14 protein-coding genes and 4 pseudogenes are annotated in these 15,358 nt (G+C 40.7%); 8 read left to right on the top strand and 10 right to left on the bottom strand.

Features of this window, described 5'->3' with window-relative positions:
• Positions 1 to 43: 43 nt before the first annotated feature.
• From ASU00_RS09510 to ASU00_RS09480, 7 genes are all read left to right on the top strand, one after another.
• A complete protein-coding gene (locus tag ASU00_RS09510) occupies positions 44 to 733 on the top strand; it encodes a response regulator transcription factor (RefSeq protein WP_057913296.1) in 690 nt (229 codons plus the stop codon).
• Positions 730 to 1,734, top strand: coding sequence for a sensor histidine kinase (locus tag ASU00_RS09505; protein ID WP_057913213.1), 1,005 nt, complete (start codon positions 730 to 732; stop codon positions 1,732 to 1,734). Before ASU00_RS09510 ends, ASU00_RS09505 begins: the two co-directional genes overlap by 4 nt.
• A gap of 99 nt (positions 1,735 to 1,833) precedes the next feature.
• The gene (locus ASU00_RS09500) at positions 1,834 to 2,595 is read left to right on the top strand and encodes an ABC transporter ATP-binding protein (protein ID WP_057913212.1); all 762 of its coding nucleotides are present in this window, start codon (positions 1,834 to 1,836) and stop codon (positions 2,593 to 2,595) included.
• Positions 2,585 to 4,531 (top strand): ABC transporter permease, encoded by a 1,947-nt coding sequence (locus ASU00_RS09495; protein ID WP_057913295.1) that lies wholly within the window; start codon positions 2,585 to 2,587, stop codon positions 4,529 to 4,531. Before ASU00_RS09500 ends, ASU00_RS09495 begins: the two co-directional genes overlap by 11 nt.
• A 133-nt stretch (positions 4,532 to 4,664) precedes the next feature.
• On the top strand, positions 4,665 to 5,030 hold the full coding sequence (locus ASU00_RS09490) for a DUF2089 domain-containing protein (protein WP_057913211.1): 366 nt from the start codon (positions 4,665 to 4,667) through the stop codon (positions 5,028 to 5,030).
• Between the two features lie 14 nt (positions 5,031 to 5,044).
• The gene (locus ASU00_RS09485) at positions 5,045 to 5,434 is read left to right on the top strand and encodes an SHOCT-like domain-containing protein (protein ID WP_057913210.1); all 390 of its coding nucleotides are present in this window, start codon (positions 5,045 to 5,047) and stop codon (positions 5,432 to 5,434) included.
• 10 nt (positions 5,435 to 5,444) lie between these two features.
• Positions 5,445 to 5,726, top strand: a complete 282-nt coding sequence (locus ASU00_RS09480; RefSeq protein ID WP_057913209.1) for a hypothetical protein — start codon at positions 5,445 to 5,447, stop codon at positions 5,724 to 5,726.
• A 567-nt stretch (positions 5,727 to 6,293) separates the two neighbouring features.
• On the opposite strand, the gene ASU00_RS09475 is transcribed toward ASU00_RS09480, so the two are convergent.
• From ASU00_RS09475 to ASU00_RS09450, 6 genes are all read right to left on the bottom strand, one after another.
• Complete coding sequence (locus ASU00_RS09475) at positions 6,294 to 7,358, bottom strand: NAD(P)/FAD-dependent oxidoreductase (RefSeq protein ID WP_057913208.1); 1,065 nt, start codon at positions 7,356 to 7,358, stop codon at positions 6,294 to 6,296.
• A 206-nt stretch (positions 7,359 to 7,564) separates the two neighbouring features.
• Positions 7,565 to 8,380 (bottom strand): phosphonoacetaldehyde hydrolase, encoded by an 816-nt coding sequence (gene phnX / locus ASU00_RS09470; RefSeq protein WP_057913207.1) that lies wholly within the window; start codon positions 8,378 to 8,380, stop codon positions 7,565 to 7,567.
• Positions 8,377 to 9,471: a 2-aminoethylphosphonate--pyruvate transaminase gene (gene phnW, locus ASU00_RS09465; protein ID WP_057913206.1), complete on the bottom strand. Its 1,095-nt coding sequence runs from the start codon at positions 9,469 to 9,471 to the stop codon at positions 8,377 to 8,379. Before phnW ends, phnX begins: the two co-directional genes overlap by 4 nt.
• A gap of 25 nt (positions 9,472 to 9,496) precedes the next feature.
• The gene (locus ASU00_RS09460) at positions 9,497 to 10,489 is read right to left on the bottom strand and encodes an extracellular solute-binding protein (protein ID WP_057913205.1); all 993 of its coding nucleotides are present in this window, start codon (positions 10,487 to 10,489) and stop codon (positions 9,497 to 9,499) included.
• 13 nt (positions 10,490 to 10,502) lie between these two features.
• Positions 10,503 to 12,119: an ABC transporter permease subunit gene (locus ASU00_RS09455; RefSeq protein ID WP_057913204.1), complete on the bottom strand. Its 1,617-nt coding sequence runs from the start codon at positions 12,117 to 12,119 to the stop codon at positions 10,503 to 10,505.
• The gene (locus tag ASU00_RS09450) at positions 12,112 to 12,864 is read right to left on the bottom strand and encodes an ABC transporter ATP-binding protein (RefSeq protein WP_048689392.1); all 753 of its coding nucleotides are present in this window, start codon (positions 12,862 to 12,864) and stop codon (positions 12,112 to 12,114) included. Before ASU00_RS09450 ends, ASU00_RS09455 begins: the two co-directional genes overlap by 8 nt.
• Positions 12,865 to 13,092: 228 nt before the next feature.
• On the opposite strand from ASU00_RS09450, the gene ASU00_RS09445 reads away from it, so the two are divergent.
• A complete protein-coding gene (locus tag ASU00_RS09445) occupies positions 13,093 to 13,851 on the top strand; it encodes a DeoR/GlpR family DNA-binding transcription regulator (RefSeq protein WP_057913203.1) in 759 nt (252 codons plus the stop codon).
• A 331-nt stretch (positions 13,852 to 14,182) separates the two neighbouring features.
• Here the strand turns inward: ASU00_RS09445 and ASU00_RS26125 are convergent.
• The 4 pseudogenes from ASU00_RS26125 to ASU00_RS26110 form a co-directional block, all read right to left on the bottom strand.
• Positions 14,183 to 14,441 (bottom strand): annotated as a pseudogene (locus ASU00_RS26125) (IS3 family transposase); the annotation flags it as partial.
• Position 14,442: 1 nt separating this feature from the next.
• Positions 14,443 to 14,753 (bottom strand): annotated as a pseudogene (locus tag ASU00_RS26120) (IS3-like element ISBsp3 family transposase); the annotation flags it as partial.
• Position 14,754: 1 nt separating this feature from the next.
• A pseudogene (locus tag ASU00_RS26115) lies at positions 14,755 to 14,898 on the bottom strand (transposase); the annotation flags it as partial.
• A 1-nt stretch (position 14,899) separates the two neighbouring features.
• Positions 14,900 to 15,353: pseudogene (locus tag ASU00_RS26110) on the bottom strand (IS3-like element ISBsp3 family transposase); the annotation flags it as partial.
• Positions 15,354 to 15,358: the final 5 nt, after the last annotated feature.

Below are 15,358 nucleotides of genomic sequence, written 5' to 3'. Positions count from 1 at the left end.
CCTATATAATTTTAAGGAAAAGCTAATAAGTGTGGTGAATCCTTTGTTTAAACTGTTATTAATAGAAGATGATACGACATTATTCAATGAAATTAGAGATAGATTGGCACAATGGACTTATGATATTCACGGAATTAATGATTTTAGTAAGGTCTTTTTGGAGTTCGCCGACATGAAGCCTGATTTGGTCATCATTGATATCCAGCTGCCGAAGTTTGATGGCTTCCATTGGTGCAGGCTGATCCGGGCCCACTCCAATGTTCCGATCATCTTTTTATCATCACGCGATCATCCTACAGACATGGTAATGTCCATGCAGCTTGGGGCGGATGATTTCATCCAGAAGCCCTTTCATTTCGATGTACTTATCGCCAAGATACAGGCCATCCTACGCCGGGTATACAATTACAATACCGAAAAAATCGAATGGAAAACCTGGTGCGGTGCGACAGTCGATTATGAAAAGAATACAGTATCTGCTGAGACTGGTTCGATCGAATTGACAAAAAATGAAATCTTCATCTTGAAAAAGCTCATTGAACAGAAAAACAGAATCGTCAGCCGGGAAGAACTGATCAACAGCTTATGGGATGACAAACGCTTCATAAGCGATAACACCCTTACCGTAAATGTGAACCGTTTACGCAAAAGATTGGACGAATTAGGGTTAGGAGCTTATATCGAAACGAAGGTCGGCCAGGGCTATATGGCCGTTGAAGAGGCAAATGCATGATCAGAAAATACGTCGCAGAAAGGATTAGCTGGATCACATTCTTCATAAGCCTTCATCTATTCATCATCTTCGTCGCCTATCTTGATTCAGCACTTCCCGTAAAGCCGATCATGTACATAGTCTTTTTATCTCTAATCATGTTTTGTATCTTTTTGATTTTTCGTTATAAAAAAGAAACGAATTTCTATAAAAGGTTAGAAGCCCGGGAAGACAATCTCGACTTATCGAATATAGCCGAACCCGACAGCCCTTTCGAAAAAATCATTGAAAGCAGCATCATCACTCAAACCGAATTATTGAAGCAAGCTGCCGAAAAGAGCCGAATGACCCTTGAGCAGGAGAAGGATGAATTATTAGCTTGGATCCATGAAGTGAAGACCCCATTAACGGCGATGCATTTAATGATCGACCGCTTGGATGAGGGAATGCTGAAATCTCATTTGACTTATGAGTGGTTAAGGATTCATCTGCTTCTCGATCAGCAGCTCCATCAAAGGCGCATCCCTTTCATCGAAAATGATTTGTATATGGAGAATACGGACTTGGAAACAATCATCTTTGATGAGATTAAAACGTTGCAGTCATGGTGCATTCAAAAAGGAATCGGCTTTGACATCCAACTGGATGTAACCGAAGTGCTTACCGATGCCAAATGGCTCTCTTTCATTATGAGGCAATTATTGACTAACTCGATTAAATACAGTGAAAGTGCGGATATCATGATATTTAGCCATGAACAAGCTGGACAAACGGTTGTTGAAGTGAAAGATTCAGGACGGGGCATCGATTCAAAAGATGTATCCCGCATTTTTGATAAAGGCTTTACATCCACGACAAATCATCGCGACAGAGCGGCAACAGGGATGGGGTTATATTTAACCAAGAAGGCGGCCGATTCCCTACTCATCTCCATTGATGTGAAATCGGAGCTTGGAGCGGGAACGACCATGGCCTTACGCTTCCCAAAAAGGAATGACTTCGTGAATATAACAAGCATGTGACAAAAGTGTCACATGCTTTTATTCTTTGTTCGGCCAATCGCAGGAAAAGATATACTTGGCCTTCTATAATAAGGATATAGAAAAAAGGAGTGTATCAATATGAATATATTAGAAGCGAAAAAAATCCATAAAAGCTACGGTAATAAATTTAACAAACAAGAAGTATTGAAGGGGCTTGATATAAGCATCGAGGAAGGTGAATTCGTTAGTATCATGGGGGCATCAGGTTCTGGAAAAACGACGCTGCTCAATGTACTATCCTCTATCGATAAAATCAGCAACGGCACCATAACAATCGATGGACAAGAGATTTCGGGCATGAAAGAAAAAATGTTGGCCGAATTCAGGAAAAACCATCTCGGCTTCATTTTCCAAGAATATAATTTATTGGACACATTGACCGTCAAAGAAAATATTCTCTTGCCTTTATCGATTACGAAAACACCCAATCGCGAAGCGTTTCAAAAGTTTGATACGGTCTCAAAAGAGCTTGGCATCTATGAAGTGAAGGATAAGTATCCAAATGAAATTTCCGGCGGGCAAAAACAGCGTACCTCTGCAGCGCGGGCTTTCATCCATGAGCCGAGCATCATTTTTGCTGATGAACCGACTGGAGCACTTGATTCCAAGTCCGCTTCCGATTTATTGAATAAATTGAGCGATATGAATAAAAAGCACAAAGCGACAATCATCATGGTAACCCATGATCCCGTGGCTGCCAGTTATTGCAGCAGAGTCATTTTCATTAAAGATGGACAAATCTATACCCAACTCAATAAAGGGGAAGAAACGAGGCAAACCTTCTTCAAGGACATCATGAAAACACAGGGGGTATTGGGCGGTGTGCAAAATGAGCATTAATCAACTCATCCTTCGGAACTTGAAGAAGAACCTAAAAAACTATTACCTGTATGTATTTGCCTTGGTCTTCAGCGCCTCGCTTTATTTTGCATTTGTCACCTTGCAATATGACCCAGCGATGGATAAAGCGGAAGGTTCAATTAAAGGCGGCGCATCGATCAAGGCTGCATCGATCCTGCTTGTTGCGATCGTATCCATATTCCTCTTATATGCCAATAGCATTTTCATAAAGCGGCGCAGTAAGGAAATTGGGTTATTTCAATTGATAGGCATGACCAAAAACAGGATCTTCCGAATTTTGAGCACAGAAAACTTTATCTTGTATTTTTGTTCCGTATTCCTCGGAATCTTTGTAGGATTTGCCGTTTCCAAATTGATCATCATGATTTTATTTAAGATCACCGGTGTCGAAGCGATTGCGACTCTGCAATTTTCGATTTTGCCACTTATACAAACCGTGATCGTTTTCAGTGTCATCTATCTTTTCATCATGTTAATGAATTATATCTTCATTAAAAGGCAGACCATTTTATCTCTATTCAGGGTAACTTCCTTGACCGAAGGAAAAGTGAAAAAGGTTTCAATTGTGGAAATGATCATTGGGGTATTCGGCATCATCCTGATCATTGGCGGCTATGTCGTTTCATCCAAATTATTCGATGGAGCATTCATGGATATGACCGAGCTTTTCATGGCCATGATCTTCATTCTGGCATCCGTCATCATCGGAACTTATCTCTTTTATAAAGGGTCGGTAAGCTTCATATTTAATATCGTACGGAAAAACAAAAATGGCTACTTGAATATCAATGAAGTATTGTCGCTTTCATCAATCATGTTCCGGATGAAATCGAATGCGGTTTTGTTGACGATCATCACGACCGTTTCCGCCCTTGCGATTGGATTATTATCCTTAAGCTATATCGCCTACTATTCAGCTGAAAAAATGGCAGTCTCTTCCATACCGAACGATTTTTCCTTCACTGATAAGAAAGACGCCGAGGCATACAAACAAGCTTTGTCCGCAAGCAACATTGCTTATGCCGAAGAAAAGATTCAAGTGCTCCAAATCAAAGTCAACGCAAAGAATATATTGGAGAAAAACCTGGATGCCGTGAATTTTGATCCGAACAACATGGTTCTTGCTGTCATAAGTGAGAAGTCCGTTAACGGAATCAATCTCGCTGATGATGAGACGCTGTTTAGCGGCTACAGCAGCATGCTCGAGAAAGTCATGCCTTTGAAGGATTCCGGAAAGGTTGAATGGAAGGGCAAACATGAAGTGATCCCGCAAACGTACATGGGCCTGAACGACGAGAGCATCCTCCCCTATTTTTTCACGAATGGAGGAATGCCCGTTGCGATTGTCGATGATACCATATTTAATCGTCTGAAAAAGGATATCGACCCGGAAATCCGGAAGATCTCTTCCGTTCATGTGGGGATTGATATCAACGATGAAGCAAACATTTCCGCGGCGAATGAAGTCTTCAAAAAAATGAACTTTAACGAAAAACAAATACAAGAATCGCAGCTTGAAACGTTCGATCACCAGAAAAAGAATATGGGCCTCATGATGTTCATCGTCGGCTTTTTGGGACTGACCTTCCTGATCACATCCGGCTGTATTCTCTATTTCAAGCAAATGGATGAAAGCGAAAATGAAAAATCGAATTATACGATCTTACGTAAACTCGGATTTACCCAAGGTGATTTACTGAAGGGAATCCAAGCAAAGCAAGTCTTCAATTTTGGCATTCCTTTAATCGTCGGGCTGCTTCATAGTTATTTCGCGGTCCAATCAGGATGGTTCTTATTCGGGACCGAGGTTTGGACACCGATGATCATCGTCATGGTTTTATACACCGCTTTGTACTCGATCTTCGGAATTCTTTCCGTCTTACATTACAAAAAGGTCATCAAAGATTCACTATAACAACAATATAATCAATAATATTAATCATAAAATTAATATTATTGATTATTTTTGTTTAAATAATGAAATTAGTTATTCATCTTTTTAATTTTTTGTTATATAATCGAATCAACTAAGAGGAAGGGATTTTATTATGGCCTATAAAGTAATCACAAATTGTCCTGTCTGCAGTAATACATTGAACATCACAAAGTTAGAATGCTCTCATTGTCACACTACGATTGAAAATGAATTTGAATTATCTAAGCTGGCATCTTTATCAAAGGATCAGCTTCATTTTGTGGAAGTATTTTTAACCTGCAGAGGAAATATTAAAGAAGTTGAAAAGGAACTGGGGATTTCGTATCCAACGGTTCGAGGCAAGCTTACAGATATCATTTCATCCCTTGGATATGAGCAGAAGAAAAAAAATCAAGTAGACGAGAAAAAAGTTGTCACCATGTTGGAAAATGGCGAGATCACACCAGAAGAGGCCATTAAGCTCTTAAAAGAGGAATAAGGAGGATTCATCATATGAAAGAGGAAATTACAAGAGTGTTAACAATGGTCCAAGAAGGAAAGATTGATGCAGATAAGGGATCGGAACTGATTCAACTATTAAAAGAAAAAGAAATAACAGGGAACAGCACTGTTGAAAAACCAAAAAAATATTTAGATAAAACCTTAAAAATTCGTGTTGTATCAGTTGAAAATGATAACGTAATGGTCAATTTGCCGATAAAGCTTGTCAAGGTAGCATTACTGGCTGGACACAGCATTGCAGCGAGTATCCCCCAATCGGAAAAATACGTGAAAGATATAGACATAAGCCTTATTATTGAAGCAATCGAAAACGAATTAGATGGCCAAATCGTTGATATTAAATCGGCAAACGGGGATACCGTTTCTGTCATCATTGATTAGTGATTTGTTTATGATGCATGTAAAAGTGAAAGCAAAAGACGTTCGATTTACCATCCCAGTTCCATATGCTCTTCTAAACATCGTGATTTCCGTTTTGACTTCAAAAATTGTCCAGCAAACGGCAAATAAATGGACAAAAGAGCACTTCGAAAGAAAAAAAATCGACTTTACCTTTCCACTAATAGACAAAAAAACGCTAAAGCCAATCGTCGAGGAACTGAAAAATTACAAAGGCATCGTGCTAGTGGATGTCAAAGCCAAGGACGGTACAGAGGTTAAGATTAGACTATAACTTACCCACCACGGACTCGCATTGTGAAGAAAAAGCCCGATTTTCCGCTACAACCAGCGTTAAAACTATGGTGCAATTCCGATTGTCCGTAGTATCGTGAGATTGTTCAATGAACGTTTCATTGCACTGCAGGCGCTCCCTTTCCGCGGGCGGTCCGTGAGCCTCCTCGGCTTTTAGCCTGCGGAGTCTCACGTAGACGCGCATTCCCTCAGGAGTCTCGCACCTTCCGTTTCATTCCACTCTGCGTGAAAATTAAGATCAATTACAATTGTCCGCAGTTTCGTGAGACTGTCAATGAACGTTTCATTTCAACCCAGGCAGTTAGCTTTTCAGAGGAGGTGTGATTCTTCCTCGGCTTTTAGCCTGCGGGGTCTCACGTAGACGCGCATTCCCCCAGGAGTCTCTCAGCCACTCTGTATTGATACGGAAAAAGTTTACTTCACTCGTTTCTTTCCACATGTAGTAGGCTTATCCATATGCGGTCGCCCTCGATGCTATGCAATTGTGGGGGTTTGTAATGTTATTCGGTGAATCGGTCTATGTAGTATAGACAATGACAATTCCCCTTTATAGCACCGCAGCCGGTTTCATCATTTGCTTGATCAATTCCTTATTACGCTTTTTAAAAATATCATTATGGGAGGAGACCATCCCCACACCATGTGCCTCAGGCTGGATATATTGCTTTGCTTTGTTTACGGCATTTGCTGCATCTTGGAACGTTCCTGCTATTAAGTTCAATTTGCCCTCATGCTGAAGGATATCACCGGCAGCATAAATTCCATCCATCGAGGATTCACTGGAAGCCGTACCTTCAATATAATAATTATCGACCATGGCAATATCCACTTTACTATTTTGCAACAACGAGGTATCGCGCTCATAGCCATGATTGATGATGACTTCATCGATCGGCAAGTAAGAAACCTCTCCCGTTACATGATTAGTCAATTCAACATGTTCGATCGATTCATGGTTTGCACACGCGACCAGCTTTGTAATCGTTGTATTCAGGATACAAACGGCTGAGCTTTCCAGCAATTGACTCACCTGCGCTTCATGACCACCTAAGCAATCTTTCCTGTATGTCAAATACACCTTTTTGGCGACTGGCTCCAACTCATTTGCCCAATCGATTGCCGAATTGCCGCCACCTGAAATGATTACCGTTTTATCCTTGAATCGATTGAATGATTTAACGGTATAGTTCAAATTGGAAACTTCAAACCTTTCTGCCCCGTCTATTTCCAGCTTTTGAGGATTAAGGATCCCGCCGCCCACCGCAACAATGATCGTTTTCGAAAAATGTTTTTGGCCTGTTGCCCCAAGTAACACGTATATCCCTTCTTCATTACGTGTGATCGATTCGACCTTTTCATTCAGCACGACGGTCGGATTGAAGGTTAAGCCTTGCTCCACTAGCTGTTCGATTAATTTTTCTCCTGTAGTTGGTGTCAGCCCTCCTACGTCCCAAATCATTTTCTCCGGATATACATGAATTTTGCCGCCTAGCTGTGGCTGGTATTCAATAAGCTTCGTCTTCATTTCTCTTAACCCACTATAAAAAGTGGAGTAAAGGCCAGCCGGCCCCCCTCCAATAACTGTAACATCAAATAATTCTTGCTGTTCCATTTCCGTTCACTCCTCGGTAATCAAATGTTATTGATTATCATTCTCATTTAATCGTACACCCTTTTTTCATTTTTTACAATAAGCAGTCGAGGTAAATTTCAAAAAAAATGAAACACTGCACGTATGTTTGAGATTGGAAAAAAAGTGCAGCAATCCTTCATCCCTACTCAAGGATGAAAGATGCTGCACTTTCTTGGCAATGATTGTTAGCTTGAACGAGGTCTTTTCCCTTCTGCTATAAGAAGGTTAATGCGATCTATAAGTTCAGGTAATTCCTCCATCGTTTTAATGGTGAAGTCTGCGCCGTTTTGCATAAATGTATCTGCCGTTTTAGAGATGAGATCTTGTTTATCTCGTTCTGCTAAACTTGTAAACTCATCCAAACTCAATCCCATCTCAGAGCTTCCGACAATGACCCCGACCGACCATACCCCAGCATTCACTCCCTCTTGCATATCGGAAGTGGTATCGCCTACCTTCACTACCTTCCATGATGCCGCTAACTTCAATTTTTCCATATTCCGATATATCATATAAGGATAAGGCCTTCCAATCGAATGGGTTGCATCCGGGGTTACAAGGAAATCCGGCCCATACCCTTTTTGCAAAGCATTTGCTACAACGACCTCCATCATTGTATCCGTATATCCGGTTGTCGACCCAATCTTGATGCCGCGATTCCTTAATGCTTCGACCGTCTCGATAACCCCTGGAATGGGATCTGTATAATCCTCCAAAGACATCATCAGTGCCGGTTCGAATTCAGCATATAGTTTTTCAACGTCTCCCTCATTGAATGGCCTTCCGTATTGTTCTTCCCATAACGAAGATATCCTTGACATGGTCAGCATCGCACGAATATGGTCGATTTTCAGCATGCCCATCGGAGCTCTGGCTTCCTCCATCGTCACGTCCAGTCCAGCATTCTTAAAAATATCCACAAAAACATTCACTGGTGCAAAACATCCAAAATCCACAGCTGTTCCAGCCCAATCCAAAATGATTCCTTCTACCTTATTCATACTGTCACCACTTTCATATATTTTTCTACGATCCTGCCAAGTTCCTCGATATCTTCTTCATGGATTTCGCCAATATTGCCGATCCGGAATGTATCTATGTCAGTCAGCTTTCCGGGGTAAATTACATAGCCCCTCTCTTTGATGAAATTGTAGAAGTCCCCAAAATCAAAGGTTTCAGTTGGAAAAAGGAAAGTTGTAATGATAGGCGATTGTTTATCAGGTGAGATGTATGCATGAATGCCCAATTTCCCCATCAGCTCCCTCAGCCTATCATTATTATTTTTATAGCGGGTAAATCTAGCTGGGATGCCTCCTTCTTCCGTTAATTCTTCCAGCGCTTTAGCAAACGCGGCCACTACATGTGTTGGAGATGTGAAACGCCATTTCCCATCCTTGTCCATCTCTTTCCACTGGTCATATAAATCCAGGGACAAACTGCGGGCATTGCCTTCACAAGCCAACAATTTCTCAAGCTTTGCAATGACGAAACCAAAACCAGGGATTCCTTGAATGCATTTATTCGCACTGCTGATCAAATAATCAATTCCGAGTTCAGGCACATTCATCTCCACTCCGCCAAAGCTGCTCATCGCATCAATGATCAAGGATTTCCCTTGTTCGTTTGATATCTTCGAAACCATCTCTATCGGATTTAAAATCCCTGTCGTCGTTTCACAATGAACCATCGCTATATGTGTGATGTCGCGATCATCCAGTAAAATGTTCCGGATTTCAGCTTCCTTTGGATATTCATTGTACTCAACGCCATATTCCACATGATTCAGGCCGATGCACTCCGCCATTTTCACAATCCTTTTTCCATATGCTCCATTCGTAATGATCAGCACTTTATCGGATTTTGAAAGTGCAGTCGTCAGCACAGATTCTACAACAAACGAGCCGCTTCCCTGCATAAGTACAGCCGTATATTCTCCGTTTGCAGCATATGCCAATTCAAGAAGCTGGGATCTGATTTTTTGTGTGATTTCTTTATAATCATTTTCCCACGTGCAGCGATCAACAAGCATTTCCTGTTTCACCGTACTTGTAGTGGTCAGCGGTCCAGGCGTCAATAGTTTATAGGTATTCATTTTCCTTCACTCCTCACTGTATTCATCATTGTGCTGATTTAAAGAATTCTTGATGCTGTTTTAATAATTCAACCGTTAGGGGCTGCTTATATTTCTTAGGGTGGGCCGGTTTGTTCTTTTCCGTTACCTTTTCACCTTCATAAAGTGCGACCGGGTAATGTTTCAGCAATTCTTCTCTAGCATCTTTACTGATCGTTTCTGCCATTTTCATCGCTAAACTTGTTTTAGCTTCATTATCTTTATTCACGACAGCCACGGATTCCGTGTAAGAGAAATTCCCCTCAACCGGATCGACGAATTTGATCGGTAAGCCCGACTCTTTAGCCATCACGGCTTGATAGCGTAAACCAAAACCGGCAGCCACTTCCCCTGCTTGAACTTTATTGATTGGGCCTGAACCTGAGCTTTCAAGATGCGGACCGCTATTTGTTATTAAATCATGGAGAACCTTTTTCCCCTCTGCATCACCATATTGACTGATTAGTGCTTGAACTAAAAGCCACCCTGTTGAAGAGTCCAGGATATTAGGAATTGAAACGAACCCTTTATATTCCGGCTTTGTTAAATCCTTAATCGAGGTAGGCATCGGCAGGCCTTTTTGTTTAAGGACTTCCGTATTCACAAAAATGGAACCGGTATTTGCCAAAATCGGTGTATAATAGGCTGGTTTTTTTTCCAATGCTTTTGTACTGAATGACAGGTCCTTGAACATGGAGTGCTGTTCCTGTGCGCTTTCAATGAAATAGGAACTCATCGTCACGACATCAGCCTCGATTTCATCTCCTTCTGCCAGCAGTTTCCCTCCTAATTCAGATGTGCCTAATGATTGAAGGACATATTTCCCTTCGTATCCGGCATCTTTCAGGGAAGTCTCCATTGCGGCAGTGGCTTCTTCATCGCCATTCGTATATATGACCACCTTTTCCTCATCCGCTTTGCCGCTGTTACGGCCCACCAATACAAATACCAAACTTAAAGCAACTAAAGAAAGTAAGGCTATCTTCAACGTTTTAGACATAATATCCCCCTCATTAATGTTTGAATTGTCTTTTTTGATAATGATCACAAAGCAGCTTCACGATTAGGTTTGTAAAAAAGATAAGTAAAGACAGGATGAATATTTCATTGAATTTGGCAAAATGCTGAAGCTCTTTAATTTTGCTGGCCACTAATGTGGTTTGGGCCGTGACCAAAAAGATGATTCCGCTGATCGTCACCATACTATTGATGAAATAGTAGCTGAACATCTCGATCACCGTAGATGCCGAGTTAGGCAGGATGACACGATAGATTGTCCTGATCCAGCTATCCCCCAATAAAATCCCGGTGATTTCCCAAGCAGGGTTCATTTTGGATAAAGAGTTCTTCGCCATTAAATAGGGTGTCGTAAAGAAGTGGACCATGTTACATAGAATGATGATGGCAAAGGTCCCCTTCCAACTGCTGCCGTTGAACAGCAGCAAATACGATAAACCCAACACCATTCCCGGTACTGTATTCGTCAGCATCGAAATGACATCCATTGACGATTTCCCCTTAAGGGGCGTCCTGACATTCAAGACCGCCGAGCTAAAGGCGATGAACGTTCCCAGTACGGCCGTCATCAAGGCAACGAATAAGGAGTTTTTATAGACTGCAGTTAAATCGCTCGATTGGAATGTGTCGATAAAATGCTTTAGGGTGAACGAGAGATCGTAAGGGAAACTAGTTAAAAATGGTGCAATGAACATGACTGCAAATACAGAAAACATTCCTATTAAGACCAGCAGCGAGATACTTCCAAAACAGATATCCCTCCCTTTGTGCTGCGTCAATTCAATATCGCTGAACTTGTCATAATGAAAATTAAGTTTTTCCAGATAGTTTAATAGGAAAACACTGAACACTACCGGAATGAGCATGAGAATGGCAATCACTGCGCCATTATTGAAATCAGGGATGGAACCCAGCATGACTTGATACAATTGCGTCGCAACGACGGAGTAGGTTCCGCCGACTGAAGCCGGTATCCCAAAGTCGGTGAAGCTCAAGATGAAGGAAAGTACAAAAGCTCCACCCAAAGTTCCTGACAATGGCCGTATGATCGTATTCAAGAAACTTCTTATCGTTCCGTCACCCATTAATTTTGAAACGATGATGAACTTTTTATCCATGTACTTGAAGGAATTATTAATGAGCAGAAAAGCTGATGGCAATGTATAGATCACATAACCTATCAATAATCCATTAAATCCATATATATCGAAGAGATTCCTTCCAAAAATCTTCGTTATGATTCCTTGATTGCCGAAAGAGTAGATGATCGCAAACCCGAATGTGATTGTCGGAAGCAGCATCGGAATAAGGATCCCGGTTTTAATTACACTTTTTAATGGCCTATATAATCGGGTGCAATGGATGGAATAGGCCAGGAAAAAGGCTAAAACGGTTGTAATGACGGCTGTGAGTCCCGAGATTTTCACGCTGTTTTCAAATGACTTCATCAGCTCTGCATTGGAAAGGACCGTTAGATAATTCGAGAGATTGATTCCATCTGCCGTTTCAAAAGAACGGACGAACAACATGCCAAGCGGCAAGAAAAGAAAAGCGGCAAATAGCAGTAAGATAGGTATATAAATGACTCTCATTGCCGGTTTTACATCAGGCATACTTTTCACCGAATAAGTTATAAATATTTTCTCTCTTGATCTCCAGCTGTTTAAGAATGAATTCCTTAACAAAATCATTGGCTGGCTGATTGATGATTTCTTGCGGCGATCCAAATTGAGAAATATTCCCTTGATTAATGATCAAAATCTTATCCGACATCGTCAAAGCCTCTTCCGGGTCATGAGTCACTATGATGGTCGTCAGCTTAAATTCGCGGGCAATGGATTTGATGCGTTCCTTTATCGATTCCTTGATCACACCATCCAAAGCACTCAGCGGCTCATCAAGTAAGAGGATTTTCGGCTTCATTACAAGAGTCCTTGCGATCGAAACCCTTTGTTTCTGACCCCCTGATAATTCGCTGATCCTTTTTTTCAAATGCGGCGTTAATTCCAGGAAATCGATGTATTCCTGTAGCTCTTCCTTGGAAACGGACCCCTTCCTGTTCCTCAATCCATAAACGATATTTTCATAGGCATTCAAATGCGGGAAAAGAGCGTAATCCTGGAAAACGATATTAAATCCCCGGTCTTTCATGGGCACGTTACTCAAATCGGTATCATTGAAAATGATTTTTCCATGATTGATACCCGTCAAGCCCAAAATTATATGTAATAAAGTAGTTTTGCCGCTTCCACTTGGTCCTAATAGTGAAACGATCTCCCCCGTTTTAATTTCAAGATTTATATGATCCAAAACTGATTTTCCATCGAATTGCTTGCTAATATTTTGTAGTTTTAGCAAACCGTTCACCTCCTTTAATACACCCTTAGTATAAAAGCCCTTTGTAAACCGAATTTGAGATTTTTGTAAATACTCTGTAAATATTGAACATCTTTTTACTAAATCCATACTAACTGTTGACCAACTAATGATATTTTTATCATCTATATGTTGAATATGTTCGCGGTAAACAGTACACTTAAACTGAATATCAGGAAGATAGATATGAAGAATAGGCGGGTGTAACTTATGCTTCCTCTTGAAAGGCAAAAGAAGATCATCGAGTTATTAACGATTAGAAAAGTGATGAAGATTGCCGAGCTTATTGAAGAAATGCAAGTTTCCATCGAAACCATCAGAAGGGATATAAACCTTCTTACAGGGCAAGGAAAAATAGAAAAGATCTATGGAGGCGTTAAGCTGGTTCTATCGAAGTTTGGAGAATCGACAATAGATGAACGGATGTTCAGTCAATTAGAAGAAAAGGAAACCATCGCCCAAAAATGCAGTGAATATATCGACGATGGTGATTGCATTTATATCGATAGTGGTTCGACAACCTATCAAATCGCTAAATATATAAAACAGAAAAAGAAACTGACCGTGATAACCAGTTCGATCCCTGTTGTAAATGAGCTCATTCATAGTGATATCGAGATATTGATCATTGGGGGGAAAGTCAGGAAAAATGAACAATCCATCGTTGCATTTGACTACTTATTCAACTTTAGTGAATTGAATATTTCAAAAGCATTCATTTGTGCGAGTGGCATAACCGTTGAAAAAGGCATATCCGACTATAATTTAGAAGAAGCGAACACACGAAAAAAAATCATTGATTTATCCCAAGAAGTCTATGTTGCCGCTGACAGCTCCAAGTTCGGGAAAGATGTAACCATCGGTATATCGTCACTGGATAAAATCGATTACATCATCACTGACGATCATCTGCCTAAAGATTTCATTTCTTCGTTTAAAGAGACCGGCACACATTTGATTCTTTCTTAAAAGAAAGAAAAACGGGAACTATACAATAGTATAGTTCCCGTTTTTCAGGTTCGACGAATGCCAAGTGCATTCCGAATGAAGGACGTTTAGCAAGTCTAATTTTGGAGATCACCTTCGGGAAATCATTAATTGCAGGACTAAATGATGTTCAGGGACCAATTTGCCCAAAGCATAAACTTCATCACAATGTTGTTTTCCTCTTCAGGCACTCGCGTCCAGGTGCCTTCTCAGTGCTTTTGCGGAGGGCAATGATAAAGTCAAAATAAAGAAAAAAAGAAGTTGAAAACCTACAAANAAAGTAGACAGTTTAATAAAAAAGTAGTGGCTCTTATTAAACAGCGACGAGATGGCTTCGGTAATTTTCCGGAGCCATCTTTTTTAGCGTCCATTGCTTACGTTCGGTATTGTAGTAATCGATATACCGTTCGATCATTCGTTTTAATTCATTAAGATCAATTGCTTCTTTATAATTTACCTCATCCTTTAAATGACCAAAGAAAGATTCCATTGGCGCATTATCCAAGCAATTGCCTCTCCGAGACATCGACTGTACGAGTCCCATTTCTTTCACTCGTGATTGATAATCCGGANAATGAATGATGGCTTCAGGATGAATCATTCCTTCTAAAGCTTCTTCCAATTTACATAATGTTTTCTCCACAATTCCCATTTTCAAGCTAGTGGAGAGTTCATACGCTACGATTTCACGTGTTGCCACGCCTTTAACACAGGATAAATAAGCCACCTGTCCATTTTTGTGGGACAAATACGTAATATCCGTTAAAAGAACTTTCCTAGGTTCATCTTGATTAAATTGTCGATTTAGTAAGTTTGGTACCGTTTTATGTGCTTGTGTAGCCATCGCTAATTGACGATATGGATTCGGACGTCGCACCTTGGCGNAAGAAATTGTACTTCCGCATAATTCGAAGAATCTTCTTATGGTTCATCGGCACTTCTAATCGCTCAGCCAACTCCATATAGAGTAGGCGGTACCCAGATTTCCCTTGATGCGCATCATAGACCCCTTTGATTAATAAATAATCTNAGATAATCCTGATCTTCTGAAACCGCCCGTTGCTCTGTTGTTCGAAGCCATTTATAATAGCCACTACGATTGACACTGGCTAATTCGCATAAGTACCCTATCATATTCTTCAGTTGATAGAAGCGTACCTCATTGATGAGTTGATACTTCTTATTTGGAGCTAAAATTGTTTCTTCTTCGCCTTCCTTTCCAGTTCGTCGAGCTTTTTTAGCAGCGTTAGTTCAGCTTCTAATAACTGAATCCGTGCTTCTGCTTTAGCGAGTTTTTTGTCTGAAGATACGTTTACATTCTTTGGACGGCCTGTACTAGATTTTCCACGACGTTCTTCTAAGAAGCCTTGTTCTCCGTGTATGTGAACCGTTTTGCGCCAGCGACTTAGCGCACTTTGAGCTTTTTTTACCCCAATCATATCTAGGTCAAATGCATTCTCTTCAAAAATTTGTTTGGGACCTTTTCTTG

The sequence above is a fragment of the Peribacillus muralis genome (assembly GCF_001439925.1).
Classification (GTDB): Bacteria; Bacillota; Bacilli; order Bacillales; family DSM-1321; genus Peribacillus; species Peribacillus muralis.
The sequence above is the reverse complement of the archived record's forward strand: the minus strand, read 5'-3'. Positions and strand labels throughout refer to the sequence as shown.

Coding starts and splice junctions, on each gene's coding strand:
- ASU00_RS09485 (WP_057913210.1), top strand. CDS start 5,045: ATGAAAGAGGAAATTACAAGAGTGTTAACAATGGTCCAAGAAGGAAAG.
- ASU00_RS09460 (WP_057913205.1), bottom strand. CDS start 10,489: ATGTCTAAAACGTTGAAGATAGCCTTACTTTCTTTAGTTGCTTTAAGT.
- ASU00_RS09445 (WP_057913203.1), top strand. CDS start 13,093: ATGCTTCCTCTTGAAAGGCAAAAGAAGATCATCGAGTTATTAACGATT.
- ASU00_RS09490 (WP_057913211.1), top strand. CDS start 4,665: ATGGCCTATAAAGTAATCACAAATTGTCCTGTCTGCAGTAATACATTG.
- ASU00_RS09455 (WP_057913204.1), bottom strand. CDS start 12,119: ATGCCTGATGTAAAACCGGCAATGAGAGTCATTTATATACCTATCTTA.
- ASU00_RS09475 (WP_057913208.1), bottom strand. CDS start 7,358: ATGGAACAGCAAGAATTATTTGATGTTACAGTTATTGGAGGGGGGCCG.
- ASU00_RS09480 (WP_057913209.1), top strand. CDS start 5,445: ATGATGCATGTAAAAGTGAAAGCAAAAGACGTTCGATTTACCATCCCA.
- phnW (WP_057913206.1), bottom strand. CDS start 9,471: ATGAATACCTATAAACTATTGACGCCTGGACCGCTGACCACTACAAGT.
- ASU00_RS09500 (WP_057913212.1), top strand. CDS start 1,834: ATGAATATATTAGAAGCGAAAAAAATCCATAAAAGCTACGGTAATAAA.
- ASU00_RS09505 (WP_057913213.1), top strand. CDS start 730: ATGATCAGAAAATACGTCGCAGAAAGGATTAGCTGGATCACATTCTTC.
- ASU00_RS09495 (WP_057913295.1), top strand. CDS start 2,585: ATGAGCATTAATCAACTCATCCTTCGGAACTTGAAGAAGAACCTAAAA.
- phnX (WP_057913207.1), bottom strand. CDS start 8,380: ATGAATAAGGTAGAAGGAATCATTTTGGATTGGGCTGGAACAGCTGTG.